This window comes from Microbacterium sp. RU33B (assembly GCF_900155915.1).
Taxonomy (GTDB): Bacteria; Actinomycetota; Actinomycetes; order Actinomycetales; family Microbacteriaceae; genus Microbacterium.
This window is the reverse complement of the sequence record NZ_FTPO01000002.1, coordinates 576,132-591,820: the sequence shown is the minus strand read 5'-3', so window position 1 is coordinate 591,820 and position 15,689 is coordinate 576,132. Positions and strand designations below refer to the sequence as shown.

The 15,689-nt window shown below is 71.3% G+C and carries 15 protein-coding genes; 6 read left to right on the top strand and 9 right to left on the bottom strand.

The features are described 5' to 3' along the window. The first annotated feature begins 3 nt into the window (after positions 1-3). Entirely contained in the window at positions 4-888 is an 885-nt protein-coding gene (locus B0B14_RS12445; RefSeq protein WP_076682247.1) for an ABC transporter ATP-binding protein, read from the top strand. Beyond that, positions 885-2,000 carry an ABC transporter permease gene (locus B0B14_RS12440; RefSeq protein WP_076682245.1) on the top strand — a complete coding sequence of 372 codons (1,116 nt, stop codon included), beginning with the start codon at positions 885-887 and terminating at the stop codon, positions 1,998-2,000. The genes B0B14_RS12445 and B0B14_RS12440 overlap by 4 nt, the downstream gene beginning before the upstream one ends. A gap of 75 nt (positions 2,001-2,075) precedes the next feature. Here B0B14_RS12440 and B0B14_RS12435 read toward each other — a convergent pair whose 3' ends face one another. The 3 genes from B0B14_RS12435 to B0B14_RS12425 all read right to left on the bottom strand — a co-directional run bounded on the left by B0B14_RS12435 (position 2,076) and on the right by B0B14_RS12425 (position 3,696). Then, on the bottom strand, positions 2,076-2,459 hold the full coding sequence (locus B0B14_RS12435) for a VOC family protein (protein WP_076682243.1): 384 nt from the start codon (positions 2,457-2,459) through the stop codon (positions 2,076-2,078). Between the two features lie 64 nt (positions 2,460-2,523). Beyond that, positions 2,524-2,991 (bottom strand): ribonuclease E activity regulator RraA, encoded by a 468-nt coding sequence (gene rraA / locus B0B14_RS12430; protein ID WP_076682241.1) that lies wholly within the window; start codon positions 2,989-2,991, stop codon positions 2,524-2,526. Between the two features lie 165 nt (positions 2,992-3,156). Then, complete coding sequence (locus B0B14_RS12425; RefSeq protein WP_083710579.1) at positions 3,157-3,696, bottom strand: winged helix-turn-helix domain-containing protein; 540 nt, start codon at positions 3,694-3,696, stop codon at positions 3,157-3,159. 58 nt (positions 3,697-3,754) lie between these two features. Between B0B14_RS12425 and B0B14_RS12420 the strand changes: the two genes are divergently transcribed. The 4 genes from B0B14_RS12420 (at position 3,755) to B0B14_RS12405 (ending at position 8,189) form a co-directional block, all read left to right on the top strand. Then, a complete protein-coding gene (locus B0B14_RS12420) occupies positions 3,755-5,164 on the top strand; it encodes an MFS transporter (RefSeq protein ID WP_076682239.1) in 1,410 nt (469 codons plus the stop codon). A 70-nt stretch (positions 5,165-5,234) separates the two neighbouring features. Further along, complete coding sequence (locus tag B0B14_RS12415) at positions 5,235-6,356, top strand: type III polyketide synthase (protein ID WP_076682237.1); 1,122 nt, start codon at positions 5,235-5,237, stop codon at positions 6,354-6,356. After that, positions 6,353-7,054, top strand: a complete 702-nt coding sequence (locus B0B14_RS12410) for a methyltransferase domain-containing protein (RefSeq protein WP_076682235.1) — start codon at positions 6,353-6,355, stop codon at positions 7,052-7,054. Before B0B14_RS12415 ends, B0B14_RS12410 begins: the two co-directional genes overlap by 4 nt. Continuing rightward, entirely contained in the window at positions 7,047-8,189 is a 1,143-nt protein-coding gene (locus B0B14_RS12405) for an FAD-dependent oxidoreductase (protein ID WP_076682233.1), read from the top strand. The genes B0B14_RS12410 and B0B14_RS12405 overlap by 8 nt, the downstream gene beginning before the upstream one ends. A gap of 15 nt (positions 8,190-8,204) precedes the next feature. On the opposite strand, the gene B0B14_RS12400 is transcribed toward B0B14_RS12405, so the two are convergent. From B0B14_RS12400 to B0B14_RS12375, 6 genes are all read right to left on the bottom strand, one after another. Beyond that, a complete protein-coding gene (locus tag B0B14_RS12400; RefSeq protein ID WP_256714379.1) occupies positions 8,205-9,065 on the bottom strand; it encodes a UbiA family prenyltransferase in 861 nt (286 codons plus the stop codon). Then, positions 9,062-9,538 carry a hypothetical protein gene (locus tag B0B14_RS12395; RefSeq protein WP_076682231.1) on the bottom strand — a complete coding sequence of 159 codons (477 nt, stop codon included), beginning with the start codon at positions 9,536-9,538 and terminating at the stop codon, positions 9,062-9,064. The genes B0B14_RS12400 and B0B14_RS12395 overlap by 4 nt, the downstream gene beginning before the upstream one ends. A gap of 57 nt (positions 9,539-9,595) precedes the next feature. Further along, positions 9,596-11,776: an ATP-dependent Clp protease ATP-binding subunit gene (locus B0B14_RS12390; RefSeq protein WP_076682229.1), complete on the bottom strand. Its 2,181-nt coding sequence runs from the start codon at positions 11,774-11,776 to the stop codon at positions 9,596-9,598. 227 nt (positions 11,777-12,003) lie between these two features. Then, positions 12,004-12,978: a GlxA family transcriptional regulator gene (locus tag B0B14_RS12385; protein ID WP_076682227.1), complete on the bottom strand. Its 975-nt coding sequence runs from the start codon at positions 12,976-12,978 to the stop codon at positions 12,004-12,006. Positions 12,979-13,193: 215 nt separating this feature from the next. Beyond that, positions 13,194-14,471 carry a glycosyltransferase gene (locus B0B14_RS12380; RefSeq protein ID WP_076682225.1) on the bottom strand — a complete coding sequence of 426 codons (1,278 nt, stop codon included), beginning with the start codon at positions 14,469-14,471 and terminating at the stop codon, positions 13,194-13,196. 4 nt (positions 14,472-14,475) lie between these two features. Further along, positions 14,476-15,672 carry a glycosyltransferase gene (locus B0B14_RS12375; RefSeq protein ID WP_076682223.1) on the bottom strand — a complete coding sequence of 399 codons (1,197 nt, stop codon included), beginning with the start codon at positions 15,670-15,672 and terminating at the stop codon, positions 14,476-14,478. Between the last annotated feature and the right edge of the window lie 17 nt (positions 15,673-15,689).

Here is a 15,689-nt window from a genome sequence, read left to right as displayed (position 1 = left end):
CGCATGCTGACACTGACCGGCATCACCAAGAGCTACGGAGGGCGGCGCGTGCTCGACGACGTGGCGTTCGACGTCCGACCCGGACGGCTGACCGGCTTCGTCGGCGGCAACGGGGCGGGAAAGACCACGACGATGCGCATCGTGCTGGGCGTCCTCGGGAAGGATGCCGGCTCGGTCACCCTCGACGGCACCGAGGTGACGGCATCCGACCGCCGCTCCTTCGGCTACATGCCCGAGGAGCGCGGCCTCTACCCGAAGATGAAGGTGCTCGAGCAGGTCGTGTACCTCGCCCGTCTGCACGGATTCTCGAAGGCGGATGCCACGACCCGCGCCGAAGCCCTGCTCGGGCAGCTCGGACTCGGCGAGCGGCTCGGCGACAACATCGAGACCCTGTCGCTGGGCAACCAGCAGCGCGCGCAGATCGCGGCGGCCCTCGTGCACGAGCCGCGGGTGCTGATCCTCGACGAGCCCTTCTCCGGTCTCGACCCCCTCGCCGTCGACGTCGTCGCGGGCGTCCTGCAGGAGCGGGCCGCTGCGGGCACGGCGGTGCTGTTCTCCTCGCACCAGCTCGACGTCGTCGAGCGGCTGTGCGACGACCTCGTCATCATCGCGGGCGGAACGATCCGCGCCGCCGGTGCGCGCGACCAGCTGCGCGCCCAGCACTCCACGCGCCGCTACGAGCTCGTCTCCGCGGGGGATGCGGGATGGCTGCGCCATGAGGCCGGAGTGGAGGTCGTCGACTTCGACGGCGGCTACGCCCTGTTCGACGTCGACTCCGACGACACCGCCCAGCAGATCCTCCGCCGTGCCGTCGCCCAGGGCGACGTCGCGAGCTTCGCCCCGCAGCATCCCACCCTCGCCCAGATCTTCAAGGAGGTCATCCAGTGAGCACCGCCACCCCGACCCGCCGCGCGCCCGCACCGCCCAGCTTCGCGCAGAGCACCTGGCTCGTCGCCGAGCGTGAGATCGGCTCGAAGCTGCGCAGCAAGGCCTTCATCATCTCGTTCGCCATCATGTTCGTCGTCGCTCTCGCCGGAGTGATCTGGGCGGGCTTCGCCGCAGGCGGAGCGAGCAGCGGCACCCCCGTCGCCGTCACGTCCGAGGCGCAGCAGCTGCTGCCGAACACGTCCGGACTCGACATCACCGAGGTGGGCGACCGCGCAGAGGCCGAGGCGCTCATCACCTCGGGCGACGTGGATGCCGCGATCCTGGCCGACCCCGCCTCCCCGACGGGCTTCGTGGTGGTCGCCGAGACCGATGCGCCCTCGACGCTCCTGCTGAGCCTGTCGACCGCGCCCACGGTCGAGCTGCTCGATCCCGAGGGCGGCTGGAACATCCTCGGGTACTTCGTGGCGATCGCGTTCGGCGGCATCTTCTTCTTCGCCGCGCAGCTGTTCGGCTCGACGATCGCGCAGAGCGTCGTCGAGGAGAAGCAGACGCGCGTCGTGGAGCTGCTCATCTCGGCGATCCCCACCCGTGCGCTGCTGGCGGGCAAGGTGATCGGCAACACCGTGCTGGCGATGGGGCAGATCCTGATCCTCGCGGCGATCGTCGTGGTGGGACTGACGGTCACCGGTCAGACCGAGCTGCTGCAGGGCATCGGGGCTCCGATCGCCTGGTTCGCCGTGTTCTTCTTCTTCGGCTTCATCCTGCTGGCCGCGCTCTTCGCGGCGGCCGCGGCGATGGTGTCGCGTCAGGAGGACATCGGCTCGACCACGACGCCGCTGATCCTGCTGATCATGGCGCCGTACTTCCTGGTGATCTTCCTGTGGAACAACCCCACGGTGCTGACGATCATGTCGTACGTGCCGTTCTCGGCCCCCGTCGGGATGCCGGTGCGCCTGTTCCTCGGCCAGGCGCAGTGGTGGGAGCCGCTGGTCTCGCTCGTGATCCTCATGGTGACGTGCGTCGCGGCGATCATCGTCGGCGCGAAGATCTACGACAACTCGCTCCTGCGGATGGGCGCGCGTGTCAAGCTCATGGACGCCCTGCGCGGCTGAGCAACGGCGGCTCCCGAGTCTGCCGACGGATGCCCCGGTTCCTCGATCACGAGGGGCCGGGGCATCCGGCATCCCCTACCGGTCTTCGAGCACCGACAGCACGTTGCCGGCCGGATCGCGGAACCACGCGATCGGCGGGCCTCCGTTGCCGCGCACGATCCCCTTGGCATCCGACGGGAACGCGTCGTCGTCGTAGATCTTCGTCTGCACGCCCTTCGCGTTCAGGGCGTCGACGGCGACGTCGATGTCGTCCACGGGGAAGTTGAGGATCGTGAAGCTCGCCGGCTCGTGGTTCGGCTTCGGGTAGATCAGGATCCGCGCTCCCGACGCGAGGCCGAGGGCGAGGAACCCCATCTCGTCGTCGCGGACGTCGAGTCCGAGTGTGTCGCGGTAGAACGTGCGGGCGGCGTCGATGTCGTCGACGGAGAAGCCGCTGAAGGCACGGTCGGTGGGGAACATGGGCAGACCTCCGGATCGGTGCGTGCTGCCAGCATCCGCCCGCCGGCCGCCGATGTCGAGGGGGTCAGCGCTCGACGAGCACGCCGTCGGCGTCGGCCCACACGCGGCGACCGGGGGTGAAGCGCACGCCTGCGATCACGACGGGGACGTCGACCTCGCCGACGCCGTCCTTCGCGCTCTTGCGCGGATTCGAGCCGAGCGCCTTCACTCCGATCGGGAGTGTCGCGATCTCGGCCCGGTCGCGGATCGCTCCGTGCACGATGATCCCCGCCCACCCCTGCGCGACGGCGGAGGCGGCGATGAGGTCGCCGACGACCGCGGATTCGAGCGATCCGCCCCCGTCTATCACGAGCACGGCGCCCTCTCCCGGCGTCGCGAGCACGGCCTTGACCAGTGCGTTGTCGCGGTGGCAGCGCACGGTGCGGACGGGGCCGTCGAACGCGACGCGCCCTCCGAGGTCGTGGAACTGGAGCGCGAGCGAATCGAGCTCGTCGCCGCGCTCGTCGTACAGGTCGGCCGTCGCGATCGTCATGTGCTCAGGCTAGGCGCGGGGCTCCGGATGCCGGAGGCCGCCTCCGCGTGAACTTCAGGCGACCTTCACGCCTGCGCAAAACGGAGGGGATGGTGCGGGGGGAGGAGCGGATGCCCCGCAGTCATCCTCCGTCCACACCATCCCCTCCGACTCGAACCGCGTTGCTCACTCCGCGTGCGGCGTGGGCGGGTTGTGGTCGGGATGCAGCGCGGTGAACAGCGAGTACGACCGGCCGTCGGCATCCGGTCCGCGCTCCTTGAACTCCTGGAGGAGGGCATGCAGGCGCTCCTCGAGTTCGGCCTTGTGGTCGGGGTTCAGTCGCAGCCCCAGCCAGGAGACGTCGAGGTCGTCGGGGGCGAGTCCCTCGATCTGCTGCAGGAACGTCTGCACGAGCACCGGACTGCCCTCGGCGATCCGCGTGCGCCACGACAGCCCGGTCGCCCGGTACGGCACTTCGCGGGCACCCTGCGCGCCGGCCCGTTCGCCCTCCGCCGCAAGGAACCCGGTCTGCACGAGGGTGCGCACGTGGTGCAGCATCGTGCCGGGGTTGACCTCCAGCAGATCGGCGAGCTCCTTGTTGGTGCGCGCCTCGAATGCGCACAGCCGCAGGACGCGCAGCCGCAGCGGGGAGCTCAGCGCACGTCCGCGCGCCTGCGCGTCGGCGTCGTCGGCGTGCGCGTCGGCGCTGATCCTCTGCTCCGTCACACCCCCACGCTACGGCACCGATTGACATTCCTCAATCGCATGGCGCAGACTGATCGACATGTCCCAATCGCTGGAGCCGGATGCCGCGGACGGCGTCGATCCCACGGCGCTGGCGGAAGCGCGGGCGGAGTCGTCGACGCCGCTGTCGACACCCGATGCGGCCGACGCCGTCGAGGCCGACCAGGGGCAGCAGCCCGCACCCGGATCCCCGAAGGGGTCTCTCTGGCGCGACCGCAACTTCCTGACGCTGTGGGGCGGCCAGGCGCTGAGCCAGTTCGGGGCGCAGATCACCGAGCTCGCCCTCCCGGTGCTGGCAGTGCTGCTGCTGAACGCGACGGAGTTCGAGATCGGCGTGCTGAACGCGGCCGGCGTGCTCGCGTTCCTCGTGGTGGGCCTTCCGGCCGGTGCGTGGATCGATCGCCTGCGCAAGCGGAGGGTCATGATCGCGGCCGACCTCGTGCGCGCGATCGCGCTCGCGACGCTTCCCGTGCTGGCGCTGCTGGACGTTCTGGAGATCTGGCACATGGTGGCCGTCGCCCTCGTCATGGGCGTCGCCACGGTGTTCTTCGACGTGTCGTACCAGAGCATTATCCCCTCCCTCGTGCGACCGGGCCAGATCGCCGAGGCCAACGGCAAGCTCGAATCCACGCAGCAGCTCGCGGGCCTCGCGGGCCCTGCGATCGGCGGCTGGCTCGTCGGCGTCCTCGCCGCCCCGTTCGCGATCCTGATCACGGTCGGCACCTATGTCGCGTCGTTCTTCGCACTGCTGTCCACCCGCGACCACGAGCCGCGCCGGGCGGCCGGAGACCACGAACCTCTCGTCACGGAGATCGGCGAAGGGCTGCGCTGGGTGTTCGGCAATCCGCTCCTGCGCCGCATCGTCGGCACGACGGGCGTCGCGAACTTCTTCGGCACCTTCGCCGGCACGCTGTACCCGATCTTCGTGCTGCGCACGCTCGGTCTCGGTCCCGAGGTGCTCGGCGTCGTGCTGTCGCTGTCGGCCGTCGGCGGGGTGCTGGGGGCCGTCGCGACGCCGCGGATCGTCGCCCGCATCGGCGAAGCGCGCGCGATCCCGGTGAGCGCGATCGCGTTCGGGTTCGCGCCGATCTCGCTGCCGCTCGTCGCGGTGTTCCCCGAGCTCGCCGTACCGCTGCTGATCGCCGGCGGATTCCTGACGAGCTTCACGGTCCTGCTGTACAACATCACCCAGGTCACCTTCCGTCAGCGCATCACGCCGCCGCGCCTCCTCGGCCGCATGAACGCGTCGATCCGCTTCGTCGTGTGGGGCGTCATGCCGATCGCCGCACTGCTCGCGGGGGCACTCGGCACGTGGATCGGGGTGGTCCCGACGCTGTGGATCGCTGCGGCCGGTGAGGCTCTGGCGTGCCTCTTCGTGGCGACAGGGCCGTTCTGGCGGATGCGCGAGCTCCCGGATGCCGCGTGGAACGGGCCGGATCGCTCCCGCTGAGCCTTACCCTGAGACTCTGGCTCGCGCAACGGGGGACGTTCCCTCCCGCGAGCCGTGGTCGGGTGGAGGAATGAACGCACGCATCGTCTCGATCGGCACGGCCGTGCCCGCCACGCCCGTCAGCCAGACGGTCGTGCGCGACTTCTTCGCCACGCAGCCCGGAGTCGACCGGCTCACGCGCCGCCTCATCCACGCGGCGTTCGATGCGGCGCAGATCGAGCAGCGGCACACCGTGCTCACCCAGCTCGCCGACGATGCCGCGGGTGTCTCCGGTGCGGGCGGTGTGGACTTCGTGGGCGACGGCCGGGCCCTCCTCGTGCCCTCGACGGGCGCCCGCAACGCCGTGTACGAGCGCGTGGCCCCGTCGCTCTACGCGGAGGCCGCACGCTCGGCGCTCGCGCAGGCGGAGATCGACGCCCAGGCGGTGACGCACGTCGTGACGGTGTCGTGCACGGGCTTCTTCGCCCCGGGGCCCGACTACCGCCTGGTGCGCGATCTCGGGCTCTCGTCCCTCGTCGAGCGCTACCACCTCGGCTTCATCGGCTGCGCCGCCGCCGTCCCGGCGCTCCGTCTCGCGGCGCGGATCACGGCCGCGCAGCCCGGAGCGGTCGTGCTCGTGGCCTGCGCCGAACTGTGCTCGCTCCACATCCGCGCGTCTTCCGATCCGCAGCAGATCGTCGCGGCATCGGTCTTCGCCGACGGCGCGGCTGCCGCCGTCGTGACCGCCGATCCCGGCATCGCCGACGGGAGCGGACTGGAGCTCGACCGATTCGCCACCGCGCTCACCGAGGCCGGCGAGAAGGACATGGCGTGGACGATCGGCGACGAGGGGTTCCTCATGACGCTGTCGGCCGAAGTGCCGCGGATCATCGGGCGAGAGATCCGCGCGGTCGTCGCCGACTTCCTCCACGGCGACACGCCCCCGGATGCCTGGGCCGTGCACCCCGGCGGGCGGAGCGTGCTGGACCGCGTCGAGACCGGACTCGACCTCTCGCCGGAGGCCATCGCCCCCTCGCGTGCGGTGCTGCGCGACCACGGCAACATGTCGAGCGCCACGATCCTGTTCATCCTGCGCGCGCTGCTGCTCGACGACGGCGTGGGCGACGGGAGCCGCGTCGGCGCGCTCGCGTTCGGCCCCGGACTCACCGTCGAATCGGCGCTCCTCGTCAAGCGCGGAAGACGGAGCGGATGAGCCTCGCCGTCCGCGACACCGAGGTGCGCGAGCTGATGGACGATCCGGCGTGCGATCCCGAGCGCCTCGCGGCGACCCTCCGCCGGTTCGACACCGTGAACCGGCTCGTGTCGGGGTGGGGCGGCGTCTACCGCACGCGTCTCGCGCCCCGGTTGGCAGCCCTCGGCCGCCCCGCCCGGGTGCTCGACCTCGGATGCGGGGGCGGCGACCTCGTGGCGCGGCTGGCGGCCCTGGCCCGCCGCGACGGACTCGACGTGCGGTGGGTCGGTGCCGATCCCGATCCGCGAGCGCTGCGCATCGCGACCGCGCGCGAGAGTGCGGACGTGCGGTTCGTCGCAGCCGACTCCGGGGCGCTCCTGGCGAAGGGCGACGTCTTCGACGCCGTCATCTCGAACCACGTGCTGCACCACCTGGGTTCCGAGCTGCCCGTCGTCGCCGCGCAGTCGCGCGCACTGTCGTCGGGGGTCGTCCTGCACGGCGACATCGCGCGCGGCCGCCTGGCCTACGCGCTCTACGCCATCGGCATCACCCCCCTGGCTCCGGGCACGTTCCTGCGCACCGACGGGCTCCGATCCATCCGGCGCAGCTTCACTCCGGATGAGCTGCGCGCGGCCCTGCGCGCCGACACGGCGGGCGCCTGGAGCGTGCACGCCCCCGCACCGTTCCGACTGCTGGCGGAGAGCACCGCCGATGCGTGACGTCGTCGTGGTGGGGGCAGGGCCCGTCGGGATGCTGCTGGCCGGCGATCTCGCCCGCAGCGGAGTCGACGTCGAGGTGCTCGAGCGGCGGCCGGAGCCCGGCTGGGGCAGCAGGGCCATCGGCCTGCATCCGCCCGTCCTCGCGGCGCTGGAGCGCTCCGGACGCACGGAGCGGATCCTGTCGTCGGCGATGCGCGTGCCCCGCGGCGAAGCCCGCTCCGACGGGAAACGGCTCGGGGTCGTGCGCTTCGACCGGCTGTCCACGCGCTTCCCCTTCGTGGCGACGCTCCCCCAGTCCGAGACCGACGCGGCGATCGCGGCCGATGCCCCGGCGCCGTTGCGAGGAGCGTCGGTGCTCGCGGTGCGCGAGCGCGGAGATCGGGTGGTCGTGCGGGCGGGGGTGGGTGGCCGCCCCGTCGAGCTCGAGGCTCGCGTCGTCGTCGTGGCATCCGGTGCCGGGGGCCGAGGCCTCGTCTTCCGGCCGGAATCGGCCCGCGCCGACGACTACCGCGATCGCTACGTCATGGCCGACATCGCCGTGGGCGATCGTCCCGACGCCGCCACGGCCGTCGTGCACCTCGACCGCGAAGGCGTCCTGGAGTCGTTCCCGCTGCCGAACGGAGTCCGTCGGTTCGTGGCGTGGGCCGACGAGACCGCAGATCGAGACCCGTCGTCGCTGCTCGAGCAGCTGCGCGGCGCGCTCGTGTCGCGGGGCGAGTTCTCGGCGGCCGACCGGGTGCAGGAGGCCACGGGCTTCGGGGTGCGCCGGTTCGTCGCCCCGAGGCTGCGCAACGGGCGGGTCCTCGTGATCGGCGACGCCGCGCACGAAGTGAGTCCGATCGGCGGGCAGGGCATGAACCTCGGGCTCCTCGACGCCGCGACGCTCGCACCGCTGCTGGCCGAGTGGATGCACACGGGGCTCGCGCCGGAGAGCGATCTCGGCCGCTGGGAGCGGCGACGCGTGCGCTCCGCGACCACGGCCGCGCGGATGGCTGCGGTCAACACGCGGCTCGGCCGCTCGATCGGTCCGCGGGCCGATGCCGTGCGGCGCGCCGCCGTGCGGACGATGCTGGCGGGCCCCGTCGGCGGGGTCTTCGCTCGCGCCTACGCGATGGGGTTCGACGCCGACGCGTGACGACTCTGGCCGCCGTCAGGCGGCGAGCGCCGCCCCCGAGGCCACGAGCTGCACGGCCAGCACGAGCGCGGCGAGCATGATCAGACGGTGGAGCACCCGCGCGGTGGGCCGTGCGACCGCGAGGACCAGCGTCACCACCACGACCGCGAGGACAGCGGCGAAGAAGACCCAGGCCGCCGCGGGGACCTCCGCGACGTTCCCGTCGACGGGTCCGAGCAGCACCGCCACGGCGCCGCCGACGACGGCGACGCACGCCAGCAGCGCCGACACGCGGGCATCGATCCGGTGCGGCAGGCCGCGCACGCCCGTGCGCGCATCGTCGTCGAGGTCGGGCAGCACGTTGGTGAGGTGGAACGCGGCCCCGAGGGCGGCGCCGCCGATCCACGCCCACCACTCGGCGAACGCCGGATCGGCGGCGGAGAGCGGGGCGAGGGAGGGGAAGACGCCGAAGCTCACGAGGAACGGCACGAGCGAGGCCGCCGTCGCCTTGAGCCCCGCGTTGTACGCCCACGCGCCGCCGAGCATGAGCGCGTGGGCCGCCAGCATCCGCCAGCCGAGAAGCGCCGACAGCCCCATCGCCACGGCGAGCGCGAGGGACGCCGCCGCCCACGCCTGGCGCACGGTCGCGTCGCCTCGGGCCAGCGGCTTGTCGCGTCGGCCGACCGCGCGGTCGCGCGGCGCGTCGAGGGCGTCGTTCGAGATGCCGACCGACAGCTGACCGGCGAACACCGCGAGCACGAGCAGGGCGAGCCGCCCGGCGTCGAGGCCGACGGCGACCCCGAGCGCTCCCGCCAGGGCGGTGACGACGAGCGTCGGCCCGGGGTGCGACGATCCCCACAGCGCGCGGAGCGTCTTCCCGATCGCGGCGGCGGTCACTTCGAGCCTGCGCTCGCCCGGCCGGCGCGTCCGGCGCCGATGATCGCGAGGGCCAGACCGGCGACGAGGGCGAAGAACACGATCATGACGAGCACGATGAAGATCGTCTCGGTCGCCTCGTAGCCGATGAGCCCTCCGGTCCAGACGGTCAGCGCCGTGTCGAGGCGTCCGCTGTCGCCGGAATCCGGGATGACGAGCCCGGCCAGGAACAGCGCGATCCAGGCGACGCCCATCGCGATCGAATACGCCACGCGCTCCGACCTGCGGCGTCGCACGTCGCGGTCGAACAGCGACACGAGCGGGGGGATCAGCAGGAACAGGATGACGAAGGCGCCGTACACGATGCCGATGACCGCCATCCAGCCGACCTGCGCGCCCACGAGCTCGCGCCCGAGGAAGATCCACACCGGCAGCAGCAGCGCCAGGATCCACTGCACGACGAAGACGAAGCGGCCCGAGCGCGGAAAGTCCATGTGCTCACGCTAGTCGCGCACGCCCCGTGCCCCGCCCCGGCGCACGCCGACCGTCGATCAGTCGATGAGCTCCGCCTCGACGATCTCCTCCTGCGGCCCGTCGCTCGTGAGCACGAGCGACGCACCGGAGGCTTCGACATCCACCCGCACGACGTCGCCGTCGCGCACGCCGCCCGACAGGAGTGCCATCGCGAGGCGGTCCTGGATCTCGGACTGGATGAGACGGCGCAGGGGCCGCGCGCCGAACAGCGGGTCGTAGCCCCGCTCGGCGAGCCACGCGCGGGCGTCCGGCGTCACGGCGAGCGTGAGACGGCGATCGCGCAGGCGACGCTGGAGGGCGTCGACCGACAGCTCCACGATCTGCGCGAGGTCGTCTTCGGTGAGCGCGTGGAACACGACGGTGTCGTCGAGTCGGTTGACGAACTCGGGCCGGAAGGCCTGGCGCACGAGCGCCATGACCTGCTCCCGCTTCTCATCGGTCGACAGCGTCGGATCGATGAGGATCGGCGAACCCAGGTTCGAGGTGAGGATCAGGATGACGTTCTTGAAGTCGACCGTGCGGCCCTGTCCGTCGGTGAGACGTCCGTCGTCCATGACCTGCAGCAGCACGTCGAACACCTCGGGGTGCGCCTTCTCGACCTCGTCGAGCAGCACGACCGAGTACGGACGCCGGCGCACGGCCTCGGTGAGCTGCCCGCCCTGCTCGTACCCGACGTACCCCGGAGGGGCGCCCACGAGCCGCGAGACCGAGTGCTTCTCGCCGTACTCCGACATGTCGATGCGCACCATGGCGTGCTCGTCATCGAAGAGGAACTCCGCGAGCGCCTTGGCGAGCTCGGTCTTTCCCACACCGGTGGGACCGAGGAACAGGAACGAGCCGGTCGGGCGATCGGGGTCGCTGATGCCCGCCCGCGAGCGGCGAACGGCATCCGCCACCGCCTTCACGGCAGCCTTCTGTCCGATCAGGCGCTTGCCGAGTTCGGCTTCGAGGTGGATGAGCTTCTCGGTCTCGCCCTGGAGCAGACGCCCGACGGGGATGCCGGTCCACGCCGCGATCACCTTCGCGATGTCCTCCTCGGTGACCTGGTCGCCGACCATCCGGTCGTCGCTGGTCTCCGCCTTCTCGGCCTCCGACACCTGACGCTCGAGGTTCGGGATCTCCGCGTAGAGCAGGCGCGACGCCTTCTCGAGGTTGCCCTCGCGCTGGGCGCGCTCGGCCTCGACACGCGCGGCGTCGAGCTGGATCTTGAGCTCTCCGACGAGGTTGAGCGATGCCCGCTCCTGCTCCCACCGCTGCTGCAGCTCGCCGAGGCGTCCCTCCTCCTCGTGCAGGGTTTCGCGGAGCGTCGCCAGCCGCTCGCGCGACGCGTCGTCCTTCTCGCGCTTGAGCGCCATCTCCTCGAGCTTCAGTCGGTCGACGTGACGGCGCAGCTCGTCGATCACGAGCGGGGCGGAGTCGATCTCCATGCGCAGGCGCGACGCGGCCTCGTCGATCAGGTCGATCGCCTTGTCGGGCAGCTGGCGCGACGGGATGTAGCGGTTCGACAGCGACGCCGCGGCGACCAGCGCCGTGTCGGCGATCGCGACCTTGTGGTGCGCCTCGTAGCGCTCCTTGAGCCCGCGCAGGATCGCGATCGTGTCTTCCACCGACGGCTCGCCGACGTAGACCTGCTGGAAGCGGCGCTCCAGCGCAGCATCCTTCTCGATGAACTCGCGGTACTCGTTGAGCGTCGTCGCGCCGATGAGGCGCAGCTCGCCCCGCGCGAGCATCGGCTTGAGCATGTTGGAGGCCGCGACCGATCCCTCGCCTCCACCCGCACCCATGAGCACGTGGAGCTCGTCGATGAAGGTGATGACCCTGCCGTCGGACTCGGTGATCTCCTTGAGGACGTTCTTGAGGCGCTCCTCGAACTGGCCGCGGTACATGGCACCGGCGACGAGTGCCGACATGTCGAGGCTGATGAGCTCTTTGCCCTTGAGCGACTCGGCGACGTCGCCCGCGACGATGCGCTGCGCAAGGCCCTCGACGACGGCGGTCTTGCCGACGCCGGGCTCGCCGATGAGGACGGGGTTGTTCTTCGTGCGGCGCGTCAGCACCTGACTGACCCGGCGGATCTCGCTGTCGCGACCGATCACGGGGTCGAGCTTTCCCTGGCGTGCGAGGTCGGTGAGGTTGATCCCGAATTGCTCGAGGGCGCTCTGCGCGTCCTCCTGACCCGGCTGCGGTGTGGCGTTCATGTGTCTCCTGAAAACTGTAGGACTCAAAACTTGAGTCGACTTATATCAAGTTTACCAGTGTCCGGATGCCGCGTCCACCGCCTCGCGTTCACACCCGCGGCGTCCCGCCCCGAGAAGCCCTCGGCCGAGAAACCCCGCGCAGCGTGAGGAACCTCGCATCGCGGGACTTCTCACGCGGCACGGGGTTTCTGGAGGGGAGCAGCCAGGAGTGGGTCGCCGCGGACGGGTCAGGCGACGGCGTCGGTGCGGGCGTCGTGGCAGGCGAAGCGGGCGCGGTACGCGGTCGGGGTCGTGCCGAGCACGCGGGCGAAGTTCTGCCGCAGCACGGCCGCGGAGCCGAAGCCGCACTCGTACGCGATGCGATCGAGGCCGAGATCGGTCTGCTCGAGCAGACGCTGCGCCTGGATGATGCGCTGGCGCGCGAGCCACGCGGCCGGAGTCGCGCCGTGATCGGCCTTGAAGCGGCGGGCGAACGTGCGCGGAGACATGTGCGCCTTGGCGGCCAGCTGGTCGACCGTGAGCTCGAGGCGCAGGTTCTCCAGCATCCAGTCGGTGACCGGCGCGAGCGACAGCGACGACACCAGCGGCAGCGGCTTCTCGATGAACTGGGCCTGACCGCCGTCGCGCTGCGGGGGCACCACCATGCGCCGTGCGATGCGGTTGGTGACCTCGGCGCCGAGCTCCTGCCGCAGCAGGTGGAGGCACGCGTCGAGCCCGGCGGCGGTGCCGGCGCTGGTGATGATGCGGCCGTCCTGCACGTAGAGCACGTCGGGGTCGACGTCGATCGCGGGGTGCATCGCGGCCATGACGTCGGCGTACATCCAGTGGGTCGTCGCGCGCCTGCCATCGAGCACGCCGGATGCTGCGAGCACGAACGAGCCGCTGCACACGCTCAGCACCCAGGCGCCGCGCTCGACCGCACGCCGCACGACGTCGCACACGCGCTCGTCGACGCGGCCCCACGAGCTGCGGGGGATCGGCGTGACGACCACGAGGTCGGCCTCCTCGGCGAAGGCGAGGTCGTGCTCCACGTTGATCGAGAAGGCCATGTTGCTCGCGATGGCGCCGGGCTCGGGCGTCACGATGCGGAAGTCGAAGGGTGCGATGCCGTCGTCGGACCTGTCGAGGCCGAACGCTTCGCAGGCGAGACCGAACTCGAACGGCGCGAAGCCGTGCTGGACGATGACGGCGACGGTCTTCATGGGTGCTCCCTGGCAGGAATCGATCGAACGGTGTCCATCCTGCCACTCGTGGCGGAATCAGCGCAAGCGTAGCTTTACTGCCATGTTCCTGATCATCGTTCTCTCCGCGCTCTCCGCCACGGCGATCGTCTCGACGATCGTCGCCCTCCGCACCGACGGCTACCGCCGCGTGCCCACCGACTGGACGCGGCTTCCCTGAGGCGCGCCCGTCGGGCTCAGACGCGGACGCGCTCGTAGATCTCCACCATCGCCGCGCTGCGCGAGGACTGGCGGAACCGCTCCCGCACCTCGGGGTTGGGGGCGACGGGCGTGCCGTCCTCGATGTCGGCGACGGCCTGCCGCAGCGTCTGAGCGAGGGCGGCGACCGATCCGTCGGCGACGTCGGGCGCGCAATCCACTCCCCCGCCCACCGCCCAGAACCCGCTGCCGAGCTCTCGGGCGATGTCGGGATCGCTGATGATCGACGGCGTGCCCAACGCCGCGGCCTCGAAGGGCGTCATGCCCTGCGTCTCGAATCCGATGGAGGTCTGCACGAGCGCGTCGGCGCTGCGCAGCCGCGCGAGCGAGCCCGCGTACGGCATCCGCCCCGAGAAGACGACGGATGCCGTGGGCTGCAGCCGCTCGACGAGCCGGCGCGCGGCGCGCAGCTGTCCCCCGCCGCCGAGCACCTCGACGCGCGCGCGGATGCCGGAAGCGGCCACCGCCTCGAGGAACGGCAGGAGGCGCTTCTCGGGACTCATCCGGCCCATCCAGACGAGCGTCGGGAGCCGGGCGTCCGCCGGTCGCTGATCCCGCGGAAGCGCGGCACCCGAGGCGAGCGCGGCGTCGAGCACGTCGTCGTCGATCCCGTTCCAGACGACGTCCACCCCTGCCCCGGCGCGTCCGCGCGGCACGACCCCGTGCTCCTCGAGCCGGCGGGCGAAGTGCGACGACGGCGCGGTGACGGCATCCGACCGCACCGCCAGCCGGCGCAGGAACGACCAGCCGTCGTGCCCGCGTTCGAGATCTCCGACGAGACGACGTTCCCGGCCCCGGAGCGCACGCCGTTCCCACGCGTTCAGCACGCGCAGCACGAGGTGCGGGAAGGGAGCGGTCGCCTGGATGCCGACATCCACGCGGTTGTGCATCGTGTGGACGACCGGCACACGGTGCCGCGCGGCGTACCGGTGCCCGATGAAGGCCCCCCAGAAGTCGGCCTGCACGTGCACGACGTCGACCGGCGGCCGGCCGGCGAGCGCGGCGTCCACCCAGGCATCCGTTCGCCTCCCGGGCCACGTGAGCGAGTACTCGCGGTCGGGCGTGATCGGCACCGAGGGCATGTCGAGGTATCCGGGGTCGGGCGCGACCGCGCGGCCCCGCGGACCGTGCATGCGCGGCGCCACGACCGTCACGGTGTGTCCGGCGCGCTCCAGGAAGCGGCGCTGCAGGCGCATCGACACCTGCGCACCCCCGAACGACTCGAGGTGCTGGTCGCTGAAGAACACGACGTGCACGGCGCTACTCGGGCAGCGGCTCGTCGCGGTACAGCGCCTCGAACGTGTCGAGGGTGCGGTTCATGTCGTGGATCTTGACACCCTCCAGCGAGGCCTGCTGCATGCGGAGGCGTTCCTCGGGAGTCGCGGTGAGCACCCTGGTGAGCTTGTCGACGAGATCGTCGACGTTGCCGGGTTCGAAGAGGTACCCGTTCTCGCCGTCGTGCACGAGATGGGGCAGCGCGACGGCGTTCGCCGCGACGATCGGAAGCCCGGACGCCATCGCCTCGAGCGTCGCGATCGACTGGAGCTCGGCGATCGAGGCGATCGCGAAGACGCTGGCCCGCGTGAGGTAGCCGCGGAGCTCTTCGTCGGTGGTGCGGCCGCGGAAGGTGACGCGGTCGTCGAGGCCGAGCTGGTGCGTCAGCTGCTCGAGGTTGCGGCGCTGGTCGCCCATGCCGACGATGTCGAACGTCACATCCAGCGCGGGATCGAGCTTCGCGATGGCACGCAGAACGACATCGATCTGCTTCTCGGTCGTGAGGCGCCCGACGAAGACGATGCGGTTCGCGTCGCGCGGGGTGAGATCCGCCGTGTAGTTGGAGGCGTCGATGCCGCAGCTGATCGGGATGACGCCCTCGAGGTCGATCGTGTCCTCGAGGAAGTCCGCCGCCTTGCGTGTGGGCGTCGTGACGGCACGCGCCATCTCGAGCGTGCGCCGGGCGTCGTCCCAGGCGAGCTTGACGAGCACCTTGTCGAGCATGGGCGGCAGCGTCGTGAAGTCGAGGATGTTCTCGGCCATGATGTGGTTCGTCGCGATGATCGGGATGCCGCGCTTGCGCGCCTCGCGGGCCAGACCCCGCCCGATCACGATGTGCGACTGGATGTGCACGACGTCGGGCTTGATCGAGTCGAGCGCCTTGCGCGCGTAGTGCTTCGACATCCACGGCAGCACGAAGGTGAGCCAGTCGTGCGGGGGCCAGCGCCATGAGGGCAGCCGGTGCATCGTCAGCTGCTCGCCCTCGATGGTCTCCTCGAACGTGCCGTGGTGGCGGTGACCGGCGCTGGGTGCGGAGACGTGCACGTGGTGGCCGCGGGCGGCGAGCCCGGCGGCGAGGCGTTCGGCGAACCGCGCGGCGCCGTTGACGTGCGGCAGGAACGTGTCGGCGCCGATGAGCACCGTCAGGGGTTCGCGCACTTCGGGCGTTTCGGGGGGAGTCACGGGTGGGGTGGCTGCCT